The organism is Pengzhenrongella sp. (assembly GCF_036565025.1).
Classification (GTDB): domain Bacteria; phylum Actinomycetota; class Actinomycetes; order Actinomycetales; family Cellulomonadaceae; genus Pengzhenrongella.
Window position 1 is genome coordinate 1 of sequence record NZ_DATCNW010000401.1, and the last position, 21398, is coordinate 21398.

General features: G+C 70.7%; 22 protein-coding genes. 13 read left to right on the forward strand and 9 right to left on the reverse strand.

Annotated features, from left to right (window positions below; translation table 11 throughout):
• Positions 1-95: 95 nt before the first annotated feature.
• Positions 96-356: a ribbon-helix-helix domain-containing protein gene (locus tag VIM26_RS22640; RefSeq protein ID WP_331955510.1), complete on the reverse strand. Its 261-nt coding sequence runs from the start codon at positions 354-356 to the stop codon at positions 96-98.
• Positions 357-830: 474 nt separating this feature from the next.
• On the reverse strand, positions 831-1346 hold the full coding sequence (locus tag VIM26_RS22645) for a CGNR zinc finger domain-containing protein (protein ID WP_331955512.1): 516 nt from the start codon (positions 1344-1346) through the stop codon (positions 831-833).
• A gap of 92 nt (positions 1347-1438) precedes the next feature.
• Here VIM26_RS22645 and VIM26_RS22650 point away from each other — a divergent pair, with 92 nt between their 5' ends.
• Together VIM26_RS22650 and VIM26_RS22655 are read left to right on the forward strand one after the other, a co-directional pair.
• Positions 1439-2329 (forward strand): alpha/beta hydrolase, encoded by an 891-nt coding sequence (locus tag VIM26_RS22650; protein ID WP_331955514.1) that lies wholly within the window; start codon positions 1439-1441, stop codon positions 2327-2329.
• 244 nt (positions 2330-2573) lie between these two features.
• A complete protein-coding gene (locus VIM26_RS22655) occupies positions 2574-2831 on the forward strand; it encodes a UPF0158 family protein (protein WP_331955515.1) in 258 nt (85 codons plus the stop codon).
• A 30-nt stretch (positions 2832-2861) separates the two neighbouring features.
• On the opposite strand, the gene VIM26_RS22660 is transcribed toward VIM26_RS22655, so the two are convergent.
• Together VIM26_RS22660 and VIM26_RS22665 are read right to left on the reverse strand one after the other, a co-directional pair.
• Positions 2862-3161, reverse strand: coding sequence for a hypothetical protein (locus VIM26_RS22660; RefSeq protein WP_331955517.1), 300 nt, complete (start codon positions 3159-3161; stop codon positions 2862-2864).
• A gap of 372 nt (positions 3162-3533) precedes the next feature.
• Positions 3534-4001: a DUF1801 domain-containing protein gene (locus VIM26_RS22665; RefSeq protein WP_331955519.1), complete on the reverse strand. Its 468-nt coding sequence runs from the start codon at positions 3999-4001 to the stop codon at positions 3534-3536.
• Between the two features lie 188 nt (positions 4002-4189).
• On the opposite strand from VIM26_RS22665, the gene VIM26_RS22670 reads away from it, so the two are divergent.
• The 4 genes from VIM26_RS22670 (at position 4190) to VIM26_RS22685 (ending at position 6664) form a co-directional block, all read left to right on the forward strand.
• On the forward strand, positions 4190-4591 hold the full coding sequence (locus VIM26_RS22670) for a VOC family protein (protein WP_331955521.1): 402 nt from the start codon (positions 4190-4192) through the stop codon (positions 4589-4591).
• 114 nt (positions 4592-4705) lie between these two features.
• On the forward strand, positions 4706-5911 hold the full coding sequence (locus VIM26_RS22675; RefSeq protein WP_331955523.1) for an FAD-dependent oxidoreductase: 1206 nt from the start codon (positions 4706-4708) through the stop codon (positions 5909-5911).
• A gap of 64 nt (positions 5912-5975) precedes the next feature.
• Positions 5976-6389 (forward strand): hypothetical protein, encoded by a 414-nt coding sequence (locus tag VIM26_RS22680; RefSeq protein WP_331955525.1) that lies wholly within the window; start codon positions 5976-5978, stop codon positions 6387-6389.
• A 50-nt stretch (positions 6390-6439) separates the two neighbouring features.
• The gene (locus VIM26_RS22685) at positions 6440-6664 is read left to right on the forward strand and encodes a hypothetical protein (protein ID WP_331955527.1); all 225 of its coding nucleotides are present in this window, start codon (positions 6440-6442) and stop codon (positions 6662-6664) included.
• A gap of 75 nt (positions 6665-6739) precedes the next feature.
• Here the strand turns inward: VIM26_RS22685 and VIM26_RS22690 are convergent, their stop codons facing one another.
• Positions 6740-7762: a DNA polymerase IV gene (locus tag VIM26_RS22690; RefSeq protein ID WP_331955529.1), complete on the reverse strand. Its 1023-nt coding sequence runs from the start codon at positions 7760-7762 to the stop codon at positions 6740-6742.
• A 135-nt stretch (positions 7763-7897) separates the two neighbouring features.
• Between VIM26_RS22690 and VIM26_RS22695 the strand changes: the two genes are divergently transcribed.
• The 3 genes from VIM26_RS22695 to VIM26_RS22705 all read left to right on the forward strand — a co-directional run bounded on the left by VIM26_RS22695 (position 7898) and on the right by VIM26_RS22705 (position 13312).
• Positions 7898-8446, forward strand: a complete 549-nt coding sequence (locus VIM26_RS22695; protein ID WP_331955531.1) for a hypothetical protein — start codon at positions 7898-7900, stop codon at positions 8444-8446.
• A gap of 63 nt (positions 8447-8509) precedes the next feature.
• Complete coding sequence (locus VIM26_RS22700) at positions 8510-9739, forward strand: hypothetical protein (RefSeq protein ID WP_331955533.1); 1230 nt, start codon at positions 8510-8512, stop codon at positions 9737-9739.
• Positions 9740-9835: 96 nt separating this feature from the next.
• Positions 9836-13312, forward strand: a complete 3477-nt coding sequence (locus VIM26_RS22705; RefSeq protein ID WP_331955535.1) for a DEAD/DEAH box helicase — start codon at positions 9836-9838, stop codon at positions 13310-13312.
• 91 nt (positions 13313-13403) lie between these two features.
• Here the strand turns inward: VIM26_RS22705 and VIM26_RS22710 are convergent, their stop codons facing one another.
• From VIM26_RS22710 to VIM26_RS22720, 3 genes are all read right to left on the reverse strand, one after another.
• Positions 13404-15041 carry a GGDEF domain-containing protein gene (locus tag VIM26_RS22710; protein WP_331955539.1) on the reverse strand — a complete coding sequence of 546 codons (1638 nt, stop codon included), beginning with the start codon at positions 15039-15041 and terminating at the stop codon, positions 13404-13406.
• A gap of 140 nt (positions 15042-15181) precedes the next feature.
• Positions 15182-16078, reverse strand: a complete 897-nt coding sequence (locus VIM26_RS22715; RefSeq protein ID WP_331955541.1) for a hypothetical protein — start codon at positions 16076-16078, stop codon at positions 15182-15184.
• Between the two features lies 1 nt (position 16079).
• Positions 16080-17084: an SPFH domain-containing protein gene (locus VIM26_RS22720; protein ID WP_331955543.1), complete on the reverse strand. Its 1005-nt coding sequence runs from the start codon at positions 17082-17084 to the stop codon at positions 16080-16082.
• Positions 17085-17173: 89 nt separating this feature from the next.
• On the opposite strand from VIM26_RS22720, the gene VIM26_RS22725 reads away from it, so the two are divergent.
• Positions 17174-17884, forward strand: a complete 711-nt coding sequence (locus tag VIM26_RS22725; protein WP_331955545.1) for an NUDIX hydrolase — start codon at positions 17174-17176, stop codon at positions 17882-17884.
• Positions 17885-18170: 286 nt separating this feature from the next.
• On the opposite strand, the gene VIM26_RS22730 is transcribed toward VIM26_RS22725, so the two are convergent.
• The gene (locus tag VIM26_RS22730; RefSeq protein WP_331955547.1) at positions 18171-18857 is read right to left on the reverse strand and encodes a hypothetical protein; all 687 of its coding nucleotides are present in this window, start codon (positions 18855-18857) and stop codon (positions 18171-18173) included.
• Positions 18858-18874: 17 nt separating this feature from the next.
• On the opposite strand from VIM26_RS22730, the gene VIM26_RS22735 reads away from it, so the two are divergent.
• From VIM26_RS22735 to VIM26_RS22745, 3 genes are all read left to right on the forward strand, one after another.
• On the forward strand, positions 18875-19063 hold the full coding sequence (locus VIM26_RS22735; RefSeq protein WP_331955549.1) for a hypothetical protein: 189 nt from the start codon (positions 18875-18877) through the stop codon (positions 19061-19063).
• Between the two features lie 162 nt (positions 19064-19225).
• Positions 19226-20062, forward strand: coding sequence for an alpha/beta hydrolase (locus VIM26_RS22740; protein WP_331955551.1), 837 nt, complete (start codon positions 19226-19228; stop codon positions 20060-20062).
• A 687-nt stretch (positions 20063-20749) separates the two neighbouring features.
• A complete protein-coding gene (locus VIM26_RS22745; RefSeq protein ID WP_331955553.1) occupies positions 20750-21397 on the forward strand; it encodes a leucine-rich repeat domain-containing protein in 648 nt (215 codons plus the stop codon).
• Position 21398 lies beyond the last annotated feature (1 nt).

Here is a 21398-nt window from a genome sequence, read left to right on the forward strand (position 1 = left end):
GAGGCAGGTGACGGGCCCTTCGTCATGTTCGGGGCGAGCACGCCGGTCGAGGCTGATTGGTAGCAGTTTTGGTAGCAACTGGCGGGCGCGACGGGTCAGTGACGTGCCACGTAGGCAGCGAGAGCGTCGCGCACTACCGCGCTCTTCGAGCGGTGCTGAGCCCTCGCCAGGTCCTCGAGCGCGCGGTCAAGGTTGTCGTCGACCCGGACCTGCACCGCCCGGGAGTGCTGACCGGGCTTCGCGTCGGGATCGATCGACGGGCGTCCACCTTTGGACCGCTCGATGAGACCAGCGCCGAACGCGGCTGCATCCGCGCCGCGCAGTGGGGTCGACGAACCTCCGCGCCGCAGCGTCATGCGACTCTCCGCCCACTCGGCGGCCTCGTCGTACTCGCCCTCAGCTCAGTGATTTACGCACCCGGTTCCGACTCGGAGGACCTCGCGAGCATCCTGGTGGTCGTGCCGGGTGTCGCTCTTCTCGTTGTCACGGTGACTGCGGGTATCGGCGCAGGAAGCGGGGCCTACATCCGGAAGAAGTCCCTTCGGACTAGACCCGCCAAGCCGACGATCACCGCCCTGGTGACTGCACTGGGCGCGGGACTCACGATCTTCCTCGCGTCGACCGGTATCGCCTGGGCGAACGACCCGGCCGACTTGGCCCCGATCGTCTTCATTCCCGCCTTCGGTCTGGCGATCGCTTCGTTCGCCGGCCTTGTACTTCTTCCCTGGGCGGGATGGGCCGTTGCTCGCCGAGAGCCGCGAGCTCCCGGCGGTGACGGGACGGCCCCGCGTCAAGGACCGCACTCGCCATAACGGCCGGGGTGGAATGCCTCAGCCCGCGTGCCCGGCCCGCGACCGCTCGCTGTGTCGACGAGCCTTCAGCCGATTCCCGCAGGTCGCCATCGAGCACCAACGGGCACTGCCCGCCTTGCTCCGGTCCAGCAGAAACAGGCTGCATTCGTCGTTCGCGCAGGGCCGAAGCCGAGCCGGGCTGCGCCCGACGATGCCCGACCAGGCCATGACCGCGCGGACCGCGAGTCGTCGATCCGCGTCCACCTCGAAGTCCCACTCGATGCCCCGCTCCGTGCAGACCGGCGTACGCACGACGCCCTGCAGCGTCGGCGCCAGCGACGCGACGTCGTCGTCCCCCCTGACCACCGCCTGGAGAAGCTCCCGCGCGCTCAACACGCCACCGAGCTCGGCGGCCGAGCCCGTCCCACCCTGCGCCGCGAGCCAGGCACGCGCCCGGGCGGCGTCCGCGAACTCGTCCGTCGGCGCGTCGTCGACGACCGGCGTGCTGTTGAGCACGGCGAGCAGGAAGTCCTCGTCCGCAGTCTGATCCGACACCTGAAAACTCCCTAACCTCATTGACTCGATTGACAGGTTACCCGTTCCGTGGTTGCCTGTCTAACCACATCAGGAACCCATGGAGGTTAGACGTGTCCACGAGCACTCACCATCGCTACGCGACCGTTCAGGGTCGCCAGCTGTTCTACCGCGAGGCCGGCTCCGGCGACGCGCCAACCGTCGTGCTGCTGCACGGCTACCCGACCAGCTCATTCATGTTCCGCGACCTCATCCCCCAGCTGGCCGACGACTACCACGTCATCGCGCCCGACATGCTCGGCTTCGGGCTGTCCGACGCGCCGCCAGTCGACGAGTTCGACTACACCTTCGACGCCCTGGCCGACCTGACGGCCGAGCTGCTCGCTCAGCTCGGCGTGACCCGATACGCGATCTACGTGCAGGACTACGGCGCGCCGATCGGCTGGCGGCTCGCGCTGAAGGACCCCGAGGCGGTCTCGGCGATCGTCAGCCAGAACGGCAACGCGTACGAGGCGGGGTTCGTCGAGGACTTCTGGAAGCCGATCTGGGCCTACGCGCAGGACAAGGGCCTCGAGAACGAGACGGCACTTCGCGTCGCGTTGGAGCTCGAGACCATCAAGTGGCAGTACACCCACGGCGTCCCGGACCCGAGCCTGGTCAGCCCCGACACCTGGCACCACGACTCCGACCTCGTACACCGGCCCGGCAACGACCTGGCCCAGCTCAAGCTCTTCGCCGACTACGTCACCAACCTCGCGGTCTACCCGAAGCTGCACGAGTACCTTCGCGCGAGCCAGGTGCCGGTGCTCGCGATCTGGGGTCGCAACGACGAGATCTTCGGCCCCGACGGAGCCCGCGCCTTCGCGGACGACGTCCCGAACGCCGAGATTCACCTGGCCGACGGCGGTCACTTCCTGCTCGAGAGCAACCTCGACGAGGTCGCCGACCGCATGCGAACTTTCCTCGGCGCCGTCTTTGCCCGGTCACCTGCCGGTCAACGGTGACAACGATCTGAGCCAGTTGGTTAGCCTCGGTTGATGCTGGAGCTGAGCGGAATCGACGTTGACGAGATCGCGACAGCGCTGGCAGATCAGAACGACGACGAGCACCGATGGCTGATCGACCCGCGAACGGGGCGGGTGGCGTTTTGGACCAGCGACGGGCATCGACGGGGAGAACCCCGTCGACATCGACGAACTGGATCTCACTCCGATCGACCCCCTCCCCTCCTACGTGTGGTACCAGGACATGGTCGACTTTGCCGACGGCATCAGCGACCGCGAGGCCGCTCGACGGCTGATGCAATCACTGCAGGGACGAGGAGCGTTCCGGCGATTCAAGGACCAGATCTATGGATATCACCCCGAGCTGACCGAGGCGTGGAATGCCCTGCGTGATGTACGGGCTCAGCGCCGGGCCGTCGAATGGTTGCTGGACGAAGGCCTTGTCGACGAAGGCGCCGGACAGCAGTTCGCGGCCGACCACCCCGATCCCGCTCTTCCCTGAGAACGGCCGGCCGACACGGGCGCATTGACGCTACGAGGCGGCGTGCTCGGCGAGCCATTCCCGCCAGCGAGGCTCGTCGCGCACCGCCACCTCGGAGCCCTCCGATCCGTAGAGGTAGGACCAGATCGACACGCTGGCCTGGTCGCCCGCTCCCTCGACGGCGAGGATCGCGGTGCCCGGGCACGGTCCGTCGAGCACCAGGGCGAGGCGCCAGTCCGCGGCATCGACGACCGTGCCCGACAGCGCCGGGGCGTCGGGCGCGCGCACGACGACCCGCTCGCCGATCGCGGGCGATGCCGGGACGCGCAGGGCCCGGTGAGAGCCGCCCACGCCGATTGTTGCGTGCCGTCCCACGTCGCCGTCGGCAGCATGGCCGTCGCGCTCTGGCCGGGGAAGTGCTCCAGGTGCAGCTGCGGGTTGCGCAGGAACAGCTTCCACCCCTCCGACATCCCGTCGTACCGGGCGTCCCAGCCATCACCCGACCCGAAGCCGGTGTTCACGAGACGGACCACGCACGTCCCGCCGTCGCGGGCCTCGACCAGCCACTCGAAGGCCAGCCCTCCGACACCGTCGTCCTTGTCGAAGAGCACCCGGCGGGGTGGATCCCAAGCGGCGACTCGCCCCGGGATCTGCATCTCGGGGCCCTGGCCGAAGGACGCGTTGCGAGGCCTCCCCGCGCATGGGGTTGCGAAACTGGCGTGCTCAGCTCACCGCTCGCTTCACGAGCGCGCCGATCCGTTCCTCGTCGGCGGCGGTCAGTTCCGTCAGGGCGAACGCGGTCGGCCACATGGCGCCGTCGTCGAGGTTCGCCGGGTCGTTGAAGCCGAACGTCGAGTACCTCGTCTTGAACTTCTGCGCGGGCTGGAAGAAGCAGACGACCTTGCCGTCCTTGGCATACGCGGGCATCCCGTACCAGAGCTTCGGAGCGAGGGTCGGCGCGCTGGCCGTGATGACGCCATGGAGCCGCTCGGCCAGGGCTCGATCGGGTTCCGGCATCTCTGCGATCTTCGCGAGCACGGCGCTCTCCTCGTCCGCCTCGTTCCCGCGGGCCGCCGCCGCCTTCAGCTCACGGGCGCGCTCCTTCATCGCGCCCTTCTCGTCGTCCGTGAAGCCCTCGAACTTCTTCTCGGTTGCCGCGGCGCCCTTGGCGGACTTCTGCATATCGGTCATTGCAGGCTTGCTCCCTTGCGAGTCCAGATGGAACGCCCCTCATGCTAGGCAGCAGCCACCTCGGCAGTGGGGCGAATGCCCTCGGTCGTCAGTCGGCCACCTCGCGGGCGAGCATTCGTACGACAGCCCGCTGAGGTCGGTGCGCACATCACCGAGCAGCGACCACCCGCCGTCTGCATCATCGAGACATGACACAGCACACGAACCCTCTGCAGGGTCTGGCCACGTCCAACTTCCAGGCCGCCGACATGGCCGCGGCGCGAGCCTGGTACACCAGCTTCTTCGGCAGCGAGCCGTACTTCGTGCGCGACGGCTACGTCGAGTGGCGCTTCGGGCGCGACGACGACGAGTTCGGGATCGTCGACGCCCGCTTCATCCCGGGCCGCCTCGAGCACGTGCCCGGCGGGCAGTACGTCTACTGGAGCGTCGACGACGTGCGGGCCACCATCGACGACCTCGTCTCGCGCGGCGCGACGATCTTCGAGCCGCCGACCGTGCGCGGGGAGGGCTGGATGTCGGGCGCCGTCGTCGACCCGTTCGGCAACATCCTCGGGCTCATCCAGAACCCGCACTGGCGCGGCGAGGAGTAGGCCCGACGCCGGATATGCCTCTACTTCTCAAGGCGAAGAGGAGCGAGTTGCAAGAATGGCATAACGGGACGCGACAGTTCAGGGCCGCGCTTTGGAGCAATCTGGGGGCGTGCAATGGTGCCGCGACTGAGCGCGACGGTGGTGGGCGGCGGGATCGCCGGGCTGGCCTCGGCGCTGTCCCTTGCGCGGGCGGGATGGCAGGCCACGGTTCTGGAACGCGCACCGGACTTCGGCGAGGTAGGCGCGGGGGTGGCCATTCCGCGCAACGGGATGGCCGCCCTGCGGGCCCTCGGATTCGACGACGACGCCATCGGTGCGCTCGGGCACGAGACCCTCGGCACCGGCTTCCAGGACTTGCACGGACGCTGGCTGCTGCGGATCCCCGACGACCGGGCGGACGTTCGCTGGACGACGACGATCTGGGGCGTGCACCGCGAGCGCCTGCACGCCGCCCTGCGACACGCGGCCGAGGCCGCCGGGGTGGACCTGGTCACCGGCGCCCAGGCCACCGCCGTCCGTCCCGGGGCTGCGGACGGCGAGCCCGCCGAGGTGACGTGGCGGACCGCGGTCGGCGAACGCACCGCCGAGTCCGATCTGGTCGTGGGCGCTGACGGCATGTGGAGCGCGGTCCGAACGCAGGTCTTCCCGGCGGCCCGTCCGCGCTACAGCGGCAGCACCAGCTGGCGGGCTGTCATCCCCGACACCACGTTCGACGGCCGCCTGATCGAGCTGTGGGGGCCGGGAGCGGAGTTCGGCACCCTGCGCCTCAGCGAGACGGAGGTGTACTGGTACGGGTATTTCCAGCACCCCGAGGGCTCGTCCTTCGACGACGAGCTCGCCGCGGCGCGGGCCAGGTTCGCCGGGTGGGCGCCGCAGGTTGTGGCCCTCATCGAGGCGACCGACCCGAGCCGGCTGATGCGGCACGACGTCTACCACCTGCCGGGCGGGCTGCCGGCCTTCACGCAGGGGCGGGTCGTCATGGTCGGCGACGCAGCGCACGCCGCGCTGCCCACGATGGGACAGGGAGCGGCCACCGCACTGGAGGACGCAGCATGCCTGGGTCCCCTGATCGCGGCGCCCGTCCAGGCCGGCGCGGCCCTCGCCCCTGCCCTGGCCGCGTTCGACGCCGCCCGCCGGCCGCGGACCCGCGCGATCGCCCGGCAAGCGGTCCGCATGGCGCGCTTCGGAGCCGACCTCGGGGGCGGCTGGCGCCAGAGTCTCCGCAACGGGTTCCTCCGCGCGATCCCCGGCGGCGCCGTCGCCCGGGCGGGCGGCTCGATCGTCCGCTGGACGCCCCCGGGAACCGTCGGGAGCCGATGAGCTGAGGTCCTCACGCTCGCCGTCTCAATACCGCGAAGGAACTGGAAGCGGCACAATGCCTCCCATGACATGGGACGTGTATGCCGTACGTGCGCCTGGCGCCCGCAATGTGGAGCAGATTCCCGATGGCGGGGGTTCGCCCATCGGGAACCCGGACGACGTCGTCGAGGCCGTCCGCCGCGTGGCGCCCCATCTCGATGACAAGGACCCCCGCTGGCTGCGGCTCGAGGGGCCGGACCACGAGATCGAGGTGGCCCTGGGCAAGGGCATCCGCGTCCACGACGTGACGTTCTACATCGGCGGCGGCGAGGGAGCCGTGCCCATCGTCCTCGATGTGTGCCGGGAGCTCGGCATCACGCCGTTCGACACCGACACCGGCGAGGTCTTGAACGCCTCGTCGCGACCGCCGGTCGTCACGCCTCCCGACGCCGACGAGGACGAGGAGCGGCCGTGGTGGCGCCGGCTGTTGGGTAGGTAGCTGGGCGACCTACGCTGGGCATCGAACGGGACGACCGGGTGGAGTTGATCATGGACGACGACGTCACGATGGTCGCCGCGCAGATGCTGGCCGCGACTGTGTGGGCCAACAACCACGGCGGGGAGGCTGGCGACTCCACCGCGGACGTCCGCAGGCTGAGGATCCACGACCAGAACGTTTCGGCGGCCAAGTTCGCGCGAACCCAAGACAACGCAGGCGACGCGGACAAGGACATGACGGCCGCTGACCTGCTCACAATGCTCGAACTCTCTTGACTGACCTGCTGCGTGCCGCACCACCGTGGACGTACTCGACTACTTATTTCCCAAGGCCCGAGTCCGCAAACGCCGTCAGCCCTCGAACTCGGCCCGCACACCGAGCAGTCGCACCGGTCGCCGTTCGTTGAACGCGTCGAGCGCAGCAACAGCGGCCTGCTCGATCGCCTCCACATCCGACGTCGGCGCGGCCAGCGCCCGGCCGTGGGTGTGGGTGTCGAACGGCGCGTACCGCACCTTCACCACGACGTGGACCGCGCGACGCTGCTCCTGGACGACGTCCTGCGCCACCCGCCGACCGAGGAGGGCGACCTCGTCGCGAACCCGGTCCCAGTCCTCGAGGTTCTGCTGGAACGTGGTCTCGCGGCTGCGTGAGCGGGCCACGTACGGCGAGCTGTCCACCGTCGAGCTGGCTCGACCCTGTGCCAGCTGCACCAGCCACGGACCGGTCGTGGGACCGACCAGTGCCGCGAGAGCCCGCGGATCGGTCTGCGCCAGCTCGAGGACCGAGGATATGCCCAGCCCGCTCAGCCGCTTGGCGGTCTTGGAGCCGATGCCCCACAGCACGTCGGTCGGCCGCGCGCCGAGCACCGCGAACCACGACGCGTACGTCAGCCGGAAGACACCGGCGGGCTTGCCGAACCCGGTGGCCAGCTTCGCCTGCAGCTTGTTCTCGCCGATGCCGACACTGCAGTCGAGATCGGTAGCCGCCCGGACGCGCCGTTGGATCTCCCGCGCGAAGGCCTCCGGGTCGTCGGTCTCGACGCCAAGGAACGCCTCGTCCCAGCCGAGTACCTCGACCACGGCGTCGAGCTCGCGGAGCGTACCCATGATCGTGACCGACGCCGCCTCGTAGAGCTCGCGGTCAACGCCCAGGAACACCGCGTCGGGGCATCGTTTCGCCGCGGTCCGCAGCGGCATCCCCGAGTGCACGCCGAACTCGCGGGCCTCGTACGAGGCGGTACTCACCACGCCACGCTTCGTCGGGTCCCCATCGCCGCCGACGACGATCGGGAGGCCGCGGAGCTCGGGTCGGCGCAACAGTTCGACGGCCGCAATGAACTGGTCCATGTCGACGTGCAGCACCCAGTGGGTCACGCTTTGCATTCTCGCGCGTAGCTCCGCGATCAGCCCGGCCGTCGGCCGACCACGTTGGACAGACCGGGTGGGTGAAACGCGAGCGGTGCCGATCCGGCCCTAGCTTCTCGTTGCCGCGGCTGTGAAGCTCCGACCGTGGAGATCAGGCATCAGCGGTTCGCGCGAAGCGCGCTGACTCCCGCTGAAGCCACTGAACTCGAGCGCGTCGATGCCCTCGCAACCCAACTCTCGGCGCACCTGCAGACCAACGCCAGTGAGATCGACCTCGTCCACATCCACCGCGCTCAGAGCAGCGCAGTCCAGTCGATCGTCTCCAGCCTCCTGCGGGAACACCTCGGTTTCCGCGAGGAAGTCGTACTCACCCCCAGCGACGGCTTCGTCACCCACGCACGGCCGGATTTCGTCTACGGCCTCGGACCGGGCCGCGGCATCATCGCCGAGGTCGAGCGCGGTGGCACCACGACGAACAACCACGACCTCAAGGACCTCTGGAAGACGCACATCGCTCCGGATGCCCAGCACCTGTTCCTCGTTGTCCCGAACGCCAACTGGAACGAGGCCGGCGCTGCACGCGAGCACCCCTACGCCCGGGTCCTGCTTCGCCTGGGATCGTTCTTCGGCGATCCCCGACGCGAGATCGACGTCGTCAGCCTCCATGTCTTCGGCTACGGCCGGACCGTCTGAACGCTGACCAGCTCCCGCACTTACACCTGGGCGCAGCGCACGCCCCTGTGATTGGCTGCTCGGATGAGTCCGAAGAGTCGTGGCCGGCCCCCGGGGCGCGGCCGTTCCCCCAAGCAGCGTCGACCGGCCCGGCAGCCGACGCCGCTGGAGCTGATCCTGGACGAGGCCGAAGTTTTGCCGACGCTCGACCTGCTCACCGTCCAAGTGTTCGCAAGCACGTGGCTCGGCGAGGCCAGAAGTACGCGCACCCTCGATAAGCGCGACGCGGACGTTGATTTGGTGCGCGCTCTCGTCGCCGCTACCCGTGGAAGGCACGCCGCGCCGGCGTACCTCGCCTTGTACGCCCTTGCGACGATCCCTGACGCACGCTGGCAGGACGACGTCTTCGAGTCGTTGGCGGCCGCTCCGCTCGGCCTGGCTCCGGTGTGGGCCGTCGACTCTCGCACCCATGTCCCCGAGCCCGCCGTCGGCGCGCAGCGCTGGTCCGATCCCTGGGGCTCCGAATTCGTGTACCGGTTGCGGTTCGCCAAACCGGTCGCGCACTCGCTGGTCGTCTTCGAGACGACCGTCGGCGGACTATGGGTGAACGAGTTGTTGGTGAGCACCCCGGAGGACGAGAGCATTATCGAAGACCTGCCCATGGTCGAGATGGATCCCGAAGAGGCTCTCGCGGAAGTCGCCGACGCCCTCTGGATTACCGACCTGTACTTCCCGCCGCAGAACGAACCCGAATACACCGAGATACGCTCCCTCGCGCACTGGCGCACCCGCGGCCGGCACCGCGACGTCGACCGGGAGCACGCGTCCGACGACGAGCGCCGCGGGCTCATCGACGACTTCATCGCGGCGCAGGACGACGATGAGGATCAGGGCTTCCTCGAGGTCCTGGCGGACACGTTCATCGATTTCGGCGACGGGTACCTTCACGACGGGGTCCTCGCGTGGAGCCCCGGCGAGGTGGAGCGCTTCATGCTCGACTGGGTGCATCGCAAGGTTCTGCTGGAACCCGACTGCGTCGAACCGCTGCCGCGCGTTCTCGCCCGGTGGGTGGAATTCGCGCTGAGCCGCCGCGGGCTGGCCCCCGAGCACATCGCGATGGTCGTCAACATGGTGGATGCACTCGAGGAGAAGTACGTCGAAGCCGCAGCCGACAACTGGCGCGCGGGGCCGGCCAAGGCGATCATGAGCCGCCTGCTCGCCGAGGGAACGGACCTCGACGACAAGGAAGCGGTCGACGGCGCCGTCCGTGCGTACAACGCGGAGCGGCTGGCTCGCCGGTTCCTCGAACCATGACAGGCTTGAGTAAATCCCGACTCGCGTAGGGCCGCTCCGCCTCGATGTCGGACCCTCGTCGTAGCGTGTTTCCCGGGCCACGAGGGAGACCACACCATGAACCTGATCATCGAGGACAGCGAGATCCGCCGCGTCGTCGGCGGTGGCGCCTACACACGCGGCCTCGGCTACGCGAACAACGGACATGTGCTGGCCCGCCGGTGGGACGGTAAGGCCTCGACGCTGCGCGGGACGGTCAGCGGGTCGGGTGGCTCGACCTACTCGACCTCGGTCCGGATGCAGCCGACAGCCGCCGGGCCGATGCGCCTTCTCGACTCCTCGTGCGACTGCCCGGTGGAGTCGGGCTGCAAGCACGCGGCGGCGCTGTTGCTGCACGGGCGCACGGCAGCCGCCCCCGCGGGCCCGCGACCGGCACTGAACCGGCGCACGACGCCACCGACGCCACCCGCCCCGCCCGCGTGGCAACGAGCGCTCGACATTGCGCTCCGCTCCGAGGTCGCGGCTCCGCCGCTCGGAAGGCCCCTCGGGCTGCAGTTCGAGCTGACGGCGGTACCTGCCATGCCCGGGCGAGGCACGACGGCGACGTACCGCCTCACGGCACGCCCGGTCGTGCGCTCCACCCAGGGTCGTTGGATTCGCACCGGAGTCTCGTGGAGCGATGTCCTGCTCGGGCGTGCGCGCTCCTACGACACCCATCACACCGCCGCGTTGGGCGCGCTGCACGCGCTGGCCGCCTCCAGTTCTCGCGGCTACGGGGCCTACTACCCGGGCAATGCCTCGATCCAACTGGACGAGATCGCCGGGCGCGGGCTGTGGCGGGTGCTCGACGACATTCGACGCGCGGGGGTGTCGCTGGTGCTCGCGCGGGCCGACCGCGCCCCGGCGAACATCCTCGAGGCGCCCGCGCGGGCGCTCCTGGATGTGCGTGCCGACAAGGGCGGTCTGCTCGCCACACCCGCGATCCTGGTCGACGACGAGGCGATCGCCCCGGGTCATCTCCAGCTGATCGGGGGCGCGGAACCCTCGGGCGCGTATTGGTGGTCCGCCGCCGACGACGCCGACCCGGTGCTCCAGAACCGCCGCCTGACCCTCGCCCAGTTCGCCGAGCCACTCGGCGCCGAGGCGGCCGCACTGTTGCGGGCCGGACGCGAGCTGCGGGTGCCGGCCGAGCAGACCACGCGGTTCTGGAGCGACTACTACCCGCGCCTGGCCGCCCGGATGGCGGTCAGTTCGGGAGACGGCTCGGTCGAGCTGCCCGCCCCTCCGCGGCCGGTGCTCCAGGTAACCGTCCAGGCGGGCGAGGAGCATTCCGCCGACCTCGAGTGGGCCTGGGACTACCGAGCCGCGGACGGCACATCGACGCAACGCGTGCCGTTGTGGCCAGAACCGGGCGACCGGTCCGGGCGCTCGACCGACGGCGAGGCGCGCGTACTCGCCCAGGTCACCGGCCCGGGCGGGGTGCTCAGCCAGGTGCAGGACGCTACACCTGGCGAGAGCCTCGAGGCTTCGCCCCGCAAACGACCGGTCAGCATCGGGCAGGTGCTCGCGCCTCGGGTCGGCGCAAGCCCCGGCGCGGACGGCCGCCTCCTCGAGCGCTGCCGGGTCAGCTCCTGGCAGACTGTTGACCTGGTCAGCAACGTGCTTCCGGCGCTGCGCGCGACGGGGGACGTCGACGTCGTCGTCATCGGCGACCTGGCCGACTACCGGCAGTCGGAGCACGAGCCGCGGGTGACGGTCTCGGCAGACTCGGCGCCCACCGGAGCTCCGTCGGACGGCCCTGCCGGACCGGTCGCCCACGACGGGGACTGGTTCGACCTGGAGATCACGGTGCACGTCGGCGACCAGGAGGTACCGCTTGCGCTGCTGCTGCGCGCACTGGCCCTGGGCGAGGACCGGCTGCTGTTGCCGGACGGGCTCTGGCTGCGGATCGATACACCCGCACTCGCGGGGCTGCGCACCCTGGTCGAAGAGGCCCGCGCGCTGCAGGACTCACCCGCGGGACCGCTGCGGATCAGTCGGTTCCAGGCCGGTCTCTGGGCCGAGCTCGAGGCGCTCGGCGTCGTCGTCGAGCAGGCGCATTCATGGCGCGAGGCAGTCGCGGACCTTCGCCAGCTCGAGAACCTGCCCGATGACGTCCCGGTACCGGCTGAAGTGCTCGCGGAGCTGCGCCCCTACCAGCGCGCCGGCTTCGCCTGGCTGACGCGGCTGTGGGCGGGTGGCCTCGGCGGCGTGCTGGCCGACGACATGGGACTCGGGAAGACCCTTCAGGTGCTCGCCCTGGCCGCGCGGCTCCGCCTGACGGGAGCGTCAGCGGACGAGGCTGGGCCCACCCGAGCGGCGCCGCTGCTCGTCGTCGCCCCCACCTCCGTCGTCGGGAACTGGGCGGTGGAGGCTGCGCGGTTTGTGCCCGACCTGCGGGTGCGCACCATCGAGCGCACCCGGGCCAAACGCGGCACCGACCTCGCAGAGCTCGCGGCCGACGCCGACGTCGTCGTCACCTCCTACGCCCTATTCCGGATCGAGTTCGACGACTACGCGGCGCTCGGATGGTCGGTCCTTGTTCTCGACGAGGCGCAGATGGTCAAGAACCACGAGTCCCTTACCTATTCCTGTGCCCGGCAGCTCAACGCTCGGATCAAGGTCGCGATGACCGGGACTCCGCTGGAGAACACCGTGATGGAGCTGTGGGCGCTGCTCGGCCTGGTGGCGCCGGGCCTGTTCCCCTCACCGCGGCGGTTCACCGACTTCTATCGCGTTCCGATCGAGCGCGAGGGCGATGCCGAGCGCCTCGCACTGCTGCGCCGCCGGATCCGGCCCCTGATGCTGCGCCGGACCAAGGAACAGGTCGCGGGCGACCTGCCGCCGCGGATCGAACACATCGTCGAGGTCGAGTTGGCCCCGCGTCATCGCGCCGTGTACGACCGCCACCTGCACCGCGAGCGGCAGCGGGTCCTCGGGCTGCTCGACAACTTCGACGGCAACCGGTTCGAGATCTTCCGCTCCCTGATGCTGCTTCGGCGCCTGAGTCTCGACCCGAGCCTGGTCGACGACGCGCACGCCGGCGTGCCCGCCACGAAGCTCGACGTGCTCGACGGCATGCTGCGCGAGATCGTCGCCGACGGGCACCGGGTACTCGTGTTCAGCCAGTTCACCGGTGTGCTCGACCGGGTGCGGACCCGCCTGGCGGCCCGCGACGTCGCGCACTGCTACCTCGACGGCGGAACCACCAATCGGCCAAAGGTCATCAAGCGGTTCCGCTCCGGCGACGCGCCGGTGTTCCTCATCAGCCTCAAGGCCGGCGGATTCGGGCTGAACCTGACCGAGGCGGACTACGTCGTCGTCCTTGATCCCTGGTGGAACCCGGCGGTCGAGGCGCAGGCGGTCGACCGCGCGCACCGGATCGGCCAGAAGCGCACGGTCATGGTCTACCGGCTCGTGGCGACCGGGACCATCGAGGAGAAGGTCATGGCGCTCAAGGAGGGCAAGTCTCGGCTGTTCGAGAGTGTCCTGGGCGGCGGGGACCTGGCCGACGCGCGGCTCACCGCGGCAGACGTCCGCTCGCTACTCGAGTAACTCCAAGTTTCGGAAGATTTGGTGCGTTCAACGCACAGAATCTTCCGAAAACCGCTACCCGGGCCGCCACGGGAGTCACCCGACCAGACCCTCACGCACCGGCGAGCATGACCCTGTTCCGCCCGGCGTCCTTCGCTGCGTAGAGCGCCGCGTCGGCCCGAGCGAGCAACGCATCGACCTGATCGTCTGCGCGATGAAGGGTCAGTCCGATGCTGATCGTGATCTGACCGCCCGGAATGAGGTCCTCCCAGGTGGTCGACTCGACGGCGATCCGGGTGCGCTCACACGTATCAAAACCCGTGATCGCGTCGACCCCGTCGATCAGCAGGGCGAACTCCTCGCCGCCGTAGCGCGCCGCCACGTCGACCCCCCGGAGCTCTCCGGCCAGCACCTTGGCGAGTCGGGCGAGCACGCGGTCGCCGGCCTGATGGGACCACTGATCGTTCACTCGCTTGAAATGGTCGATGTCGACGAGAGCGCACCCGAAGGTTCGGGCGCCCGCGGTCCAGGAGGCGAGCGTGACGTCGAGCGACCGGCGGTTCGCGATCCCGGTGAGCGCGTCGTGGGTGGCTTCGTGCTCGAGGCGCGAGTTGGTCATTTCGAGGGCGGTCGCCCTGCGCATCGCGGCCTCGGCGATGCCTTGCGCGCGCTCGATGTCCATTCGGGAGCTGAGCAGCTCGGCCCGCCGCTCGGCGAGGACCTCGCTCTGGTGGGCGGTGAGGTCGTGGACCTCGTGCAGGGCATGCAGGGCCGCTTCGATCTCGCCCCGACCCTCGTACGCATCGACGAGCGACTTCAGCAGCTCGATGCGCTCGCTGGGGCGGTTGAGCTCCTCGCACAAGTCGAGACCATCGCACACCTCGAGGACGGCGAGGTCCAGCTGGACGGTGCGCACGAGCCAGCGGCACCGGACGATGCGGTACGCGATCTCCTGGCGCGTCGACGGAAACCGGTTCAGCATCGCGCGGGCGGAACTGATGGCCTTGCCGGCCGCCTCGAGGTCGCCGGTGAGCATCAGGGCACCGACGACGGCGAGGCGGGCGTCGATGCAGGTGCGGCCGATGCCCGCCGCATCGGCCTCCTGGACCGCTTGCTGCGCGAAGCCCAGCGCATGCCGCGCGGCGGCCTGAGCACCCCGGGGATTGTCCACGAGTCGTGCGCTGGTCACGACGTACATCCTGGCGAGATTGGTCAGCACCATCGAGGCGTGGTCGGTGTCGCCGGTGGCCAACCAGGTGCGACGAGCCTCGGTGAGCGCCTGCGCCGCGCGCGGCGCGAAGTGGACCATGTCGATGTACACCGCGCCAAGGCTGTTGAGGACCCGCGCGGTGCCTGCATCGTCACCGGCGCTCCGGCACAGGTCCAGGGCCCGGCTGAGCAGGTCGACAGCATCCTCGGGTTCGCCGAGATCGGAGTGCACGAGCGCGCGGCACACCAGCGCCCGGGACTGCCAGACGATCTCGCCGCGCGCAGCGGCGATCTCTTCGGTCCGTGCCGCGGCCGCCAGCGCGGCGGTATCTTCGGCGAGCAGGTGGTAGGCGCATGCGGCGAAGTACGACAGCTGCATCTCGGCGTCGTCGTCGGCGTACTCGCGAGCGAGCGTGAGGGCGGCGACCGATCGGTCGGCGCACGTGCGGGCATCCGAGTCGTGAAGATCCTCGAGTTCGTCCACGAGCGCCCGAAAGTTCGGTGGTTCGGGCAGCACCGATGAGCTGGGCCTCGCCTCCACGCCAATCATCCGACGACCTCTCTGCGAGCAGGCCTCGTGCCGCAACTCGCTTCGCCCCAACACATCGGCCGGCGCACCCCGGAATTAAGGGCGACCGACGGCCGGCATCGTCGAGACCCTCGGCCCGACGCCGGCGCGGCTCACCCCACCAGCGCCAGCGTCCGGTCAGAGAGCCCGACGGCGATCGTCTGGCCGAACGTGGCGGTGAGCCGGTCGGCCTCGAGCCCGTCACCGAACACGACGAGCGTGTCGGACTCCACGACCAGGGACAGCCCCTCCTGCGCGCCGAGCAGCCCCGAGGTGAAGGACGTCCCGGTCGCGGGCGACGGCCACGCCTCGCGCACGAACCAGGCGAGGTACCGGTCGCGAATGCCAGGAAGTGCCTGCGGGAGATTCCGGTCCCGGTGGATGGATGCGGCCCATCCCGTCGAGCCGGTGCCGCTCGCCGAGATCAGGCCCGACGACGACTGGCGCTCCGCCGCCGTCGCGCCCGGCACGGTGAGCCGGTACCGCGCGGACTGGTGGCTGGGGTGCCCGACAAAGACCTCGTTGAGGGCGTCCAGCCGCTGACCGTCGTCGAGCGTCGCGGCGACCATGGCCCGCGGTTGGACCGGCGCGGTGCCCAGGGCGACCGCGCGGAGCAGGCCCGCCGCCGCCGTCGGCCGGTGCGTGACCAGGACGCCGGCGTTGCGGCCGGGTTCGGGATCGATCCCGATCAGCGGCTGGCCGTCGAGGTACTTGGCGGTGTTGGCCACCAGCCCGTCCTGCCCGACGACGACGCACACGTCGTCGGGCTCGAAGCCGAAGCGGTGCAGGTCCGCGCGTTCCGCGTCCCCGCGACGCCAGTCCCCCGGGATGCCCGCCCGCACCTGGTGCAGCGCGACGTCCTGCGCGTCGTGGCGGTCCTGCACGTCAGCGAGGGACCGGCCGCGGCTGCGCAGGAAGAACTCCGCCTGCCCGCGCGTGCCGTGCCGGTCGAGCAGCTCGGTGAGCTCGGTGCGCCGGTGCACGACCACGACGCGCGGGACCAGGGTCATCTCAGGCCTGCTTCGAGCCGACCAGGCCGGCCAGCACGCCGGTCACCAGATCGGGGGTCACCGTGAGGTTCGCGATGTTCGGCAGGTGCCCGGCCAGGTCACGGACCGCCACGGTCGCCAGCACGTGGCTGTCGACCCCGGCGTACGCGGCGACGCGGGCAGCCTCCGCGGCGGCCTCCGCCTCGCCGACGACGCGGGCGCTGTGCGCGTCGGCCTGCGCCGCCAACCCCTGCCGCTCGGAGGCACCGTTCGCCTCGATCAGCGCCGCGGCCGCCGCCTCCTGCGCGCGGGTACGGGAGTTCGCGCCCTCCTGGGTGACCAGCTCCTGCTCGCGCACCGCGAGCTCGATCCGGTTGGCGAGCTCGTTCTCGGCGATCGCGCGCTCGCGCTCCACGGCCAGCGCGCGGCGCTCGAACGTGGACTTGTCGGCCTCCGTCTGGGCCTGCTCGCGGGCCGGCGTCTGCAGGAAACGCTCCATGTCCGCCTCCCCGCGGACCGACCGGACGCGCGCCCCGAGGACCGCGATGCCGGTCGACGCGAGGCGCTCGTCGGCCTGCAGCCCCGAGGTGATGACCTGACGCAGCCCGCCGCCGCCGGAGACGACCGCCTCGCGCAGGGTCATCGTCGCCATCGCCTCCATCACCTGCCCGGTCGCGAGCTCGCCCAGGAGCTGGGCGACCTGCTCGAGCGGGATGCCCGTCCACGCCCCGGTGCCGGGGTCGATCGCGAAGTCCAGCCGGCCGGCCACCAGTGCGGGGTCCGCGAACCGGAAGCTGACGGTCACCTGGACGGTCACGTCCTGGAAGTCGGCCGTCCGGGCGCGCGCCACCAGGGGCAGCTCGCGATCGTCGACGGGGATCTCGCTGATCACGGCCGAGAGCGGGCGGAACCAGAACGCGAGGCCCGCGCCCGCGTGGCGCACCCTGCCACCGTCCAGGTGCAGCACGTGGGAGGTCGTCGCGGTCCGCAGGTGCCGCACGAAGGGGAACCGCTTGATGGTGGCCATGGGGTGTCCTCGGTAGAGTTGGATTCTCGTCAACTAGACATTAACCACCGATGCTTGTTCTCGTCAATATGACGATATAGCGTGGGGCGGTGCCTCCCTCTCCCCCGGACTACGACGCCGCCGCGTTCCCGCCGTTCGCGGTCACCGTCGACCTGATCGCGCTCACCGTCCGCGACGACGCCCTGCAGGCGCTCCTCGTCACCCGGGCCGAGGAGCCGTTCGCCGGCGAGCTCGCCCTGCCCGGCGGATTCGTCCGGCCCGACGAGGACCTGAACGCCGCCGCGGCCCGCGAGCTCGCGGAGGAGACCGGGTTGCACCAAGTCCCCGGCCACCTCGAGCAGCTCGGCACCTACGGAGCGCCGGACCGGGACCCCCGGATGCGAGTGGTGTCGGTGGCCTACCTCGCGATGGCCCCGGCCCTGCCCGATCCCGAGCCGGGCGGCGACGCGTCGTCCGCGGCATGGGTTCCGGTCGCGAAGGCGCTCGAGTCCGAGCTCGCCTTCGACCACCGCACGCTGCTGACCGACGGGGTCGCGCGCGCTCGCGCCAAGCTCGAATACACCTCTCTCGCGGCGGCGTTCTGCCCGCCGGAGTTCACCATCTCCGAGCTGCGCCATGTCTACGAGGTCGTATGGGGCGCGCGGATCGACCCCCGCAACTTCCATCGCAAGGTCACCAGCACCGCGGGTTTCCTGATCGAGACCGGCCGCAGCGTCACCGACGGGCCGGGCCGCCCGGCGGCCCTGTACCGCAGCGGGCCCACCGCCGTGCTTGTCCCGCCGCTGACCCGGGAGCCGTGAGACCGTTTGACCGCGGACTGGAGGTCCGACTTTCTCGGTGCAGCGCTGGGTGCATCGAACGTGCACCCCTGGCGCGCGTTCGCTGCACCGAGCGCTGCACTGAGGAGGTTCGGCGCGAATCCGTCCCCCATCGGGGGGTGGACGCGACTGCCGTTCGGGCCGATCTGGCTGCTGCTACCTGGTCACGATGACACTGATGCTCGTCTGCTACCTGCGTTTCACGACCCGACCCACGATCAACGCAGCGAGCATGGTCGAACAGGAGGCAGCGGCATAAGCGACGACGTCAGTGTCCGTTCTCCGCACTGTCCGGCACACCCGTCAGCTGAGGCGGGAAGACGGGGATCTGCACGGGGATCTCCTTGCCGAGGGCCGCCCCGCCGACCAGCCCGAGCTCGTCGCCGCTCCAGAACCGGCCGGGGTCGAACCCGCTGGTGCGTCGCCCACCGGTCAGCAGTCCCATGGCCTCGTAGGTGATCGCGACGATCTCGGCGCAGAAGACCGTCTCCAGCTGCGCCTCGACCTGCTCCCGCCGGCCGAAGCTCGGCGCCCGGCCGCGCAGCCAGCGCCGCGCGAGCTGCACGGTGGAGGGGAAGGGCGTTCCGTCGAGCCGGGCGATCGTGCGCAGCGCCGCGTCCTCCATCTCGCGGCTGACCGGGCTGTCGAGCTGGCGCAGCCACGCCTGCTGGCCGTACCGGTTGCCCCAGACGGTAACCGCCTCGCGCAGGTCGTGCAGCTGGGCGCCTCGCTGGTGGCTGCCCGACCACTGGTCGCGGAGCGATCGGCCGAGCTCGGCGTGCCACATCAGCGGCGGGAGGTCGTCGAGGACGACCGACATGCCGACGTGGTTGACGGGGCTGTTCGTCGACACCTGGATCGCCCGGTCGGCGATCGAGTGGCCGCGGAACAGCCACAGATCACCGGTCCGCGTAGCGGCGAGGGCCTGGTCAAGGTCGATCCGGTCCGCGAGCACGTCTGTAGCCTAGGGCGATGAAATGGTGGAAGGTCGTGGGCCTCGCCGCCTTCGCGGGAGTCGCCGCCGGCGGCGTGCTCATCGCGAAGGACGAGCGCCGTCGTGCCGCCTACACCTCGGACGAGGTGCGCGATCGCCTACACGCCCGCCTCGCCGAGTCGGCTGCCTGGGCGGCCGACACAACCCCCGACGACGATGCCGAGTAGTCCCGCCCCCTGAACCTGCCACCGGTCACCGGCCCCGAAGCCCGCGAGTGCGGGCAATTGGCTGTCCAAATCGCGTTTCGGACAGCCGATCCCCCGCACTCGCGTGATCGGCCGGGGCGGCGGACTCGCCCGGCACGGGGGGTGCTCGTTTAGGTTGGGAGCATGGAATCTGGGCGGGATGTCGCTCTGCGGGATGGCCGCATCGTGCGGGTGTACGACACCGGCGGCGCGGACGGACTCACGCTGCTCTGGCACCACGGCTCCCCGCAGACAGGCGCTCCCCTCGACCCGCTCGTGTCGGCCGCCGCGGCCCGGGGCATCCGGCTCGTGACGTATGCCCGGCCCAGCTACGGCGGGTCGACCCCGGACCCCGGCCGGGACGTGGCGTCCGCGGCCGCCGACGTCGGGCAGGTCGCCGACGCGCTGGGCATCGGCCGGTTCGCCGTGATGGGCGCGTCCGGCGGCGGCCCGCACGCCCTCGCGTGCGCGGCGCTGCTCCCCGATCGCGTGACGGGCGTCGTCACGCTCGCCGGCATCGCCCCGCTCACCGACACCTTCGACTGGTTGGCGGGCATGGCCGACGACGGCGGGCTGCGCGCGGCCCTCGCCGGACGTGACGCGCGGGCGCACTACGAGGAGTCCGCCGAGTTCGACCCGAGCATCTTCACGCCCGCGGACTGGGCGACGCTGGCCGGTACCTGGTCATCGCTGGGCGCCGACTCCGAGAAGGCGGGAGCGGCCAGCCCCGACGGCTTGGTCGACGACGACGTCGCGTTCGTCCGCCCGTGGGGCTGCGACGTGACGCAGATCGTCGCGCCGGTGCTGCTCGTGCAGGGCGGTCAGGATCGCGTCGTCCCGCCTGCGCACGCCGACTGGTTGCTGCGGAACGTTCCGCACTCCGAGCTCTGGCTGCGTCCCGCCGACGGCCACATCTCGGTCCTCGCCGCGTGCCCGGTCGCGATGGACTGGCTCGTCGACCGGAGCGCGAACCTCAGCTGAGCGAGGCGGCGGGGCGGGGCGCGCTGCCCGACGCCATCATCGCCGCGCTGCGCGGGCCCGGGTAGTTTGACGGCGCGCGGCCGGACCGTGCGTGATCGAGGGGGAACCGGGCCTGTGCGATATCTGAGCCGTGCCGTCGTGCTCGGGTCGGGCCTCGCGGCGCTGGCCGCGGTCGCGGTCGGCGGACCGATCATGCTCGCCGGCGGGCTCCCCTGGGCGCCCTGCTGCTCGCCCTCGGCGTGCTGCCCGCGGCGCTCGTCCTCGCCAGCGCACCCCGGCGCCGCCAGCCGGTCGGCGTCGCCCTCGTCGCCGCCGGCTCGGCGCTCGCCGTCGTCGGCCTCACCGTCGCCGCACGGTCGGGCCTCTTCGACCTCGCACCGGGCCTGGCCGACTGGCCGGACCTGATCGTCTCGGGCTACTACCTCGCCTCGACGGGGTGGGCAACGGCCGGCGTTGCGGCCGCGCTCGCGGGCGTCGGCATGCTGGTCCGCCGCAAGGGGGTCGTGGTCGCGTCCGTGCTGCTCGCGATGCTCACCTCCGGGTTCTTCGCCAGCGTTCAGCTTGCCCGGTCCAACGCGTTGCGCTTCGCGATGGCGTCCTGGTTCGGCCAGCGCGAGCTCGCGAGCGCGCTCCTCCTGGTGCTCCTGACGATCCTGCTCGTGGCGTACCTGCGCGTGCTCGGGCGCCGTGGCGGCCGCGATCTTTCTGATCGCCGTCGCGGTGGTGAGTGCGGGGCGGTCCGCGCACGTCCCGCCGACCTCGCAAGCCTCGAAGTTCGCCCTGCCCGACGTGTTCGCCGACGTCGGCCTCGCGACGTGCGTCGCCAACGAGATCGATCAGCAGGGCCTGCCGGCCAAGGCGTCGGGCCCCGACCTGGCGCAGGTGCAGAGCCTGTCGTGCCACGGCGACCTGACCGGCATGCGCATCCGGAGCCTCGACGGGCTCGCCGAGCTGCCCAATCTCACGAGTCTCGATCTGCCGAACAACGACGTCAGCGACAACCAGATCGCAGGGATCGACCCCTTGGGGGGCCTCACGGGGCTCGGCCGCCTCACGATCACCAGGAACGCCATCACGAGCCCGACGCCGCTCGGCGCGCTGCCCGCTCTCACGATGCTCAACATCGCCGGGAACCGGATCACCGATGCGCGCACCTTCGTCGGCTTCGGCGCACTGACCGAGCTGTGGGTGGGCGGCAACCCGCTCTCCGACCTGAGCCCGCTGGCAGCCCTTCCCGAGCTCCTCGGCGTCGACACCGAGGGCATCGACCCCACGACGATGAAGGGGGCCGACGTGCTCGAGGCGCACAACATCTACGTCGGCGGCCGCGCGTAGG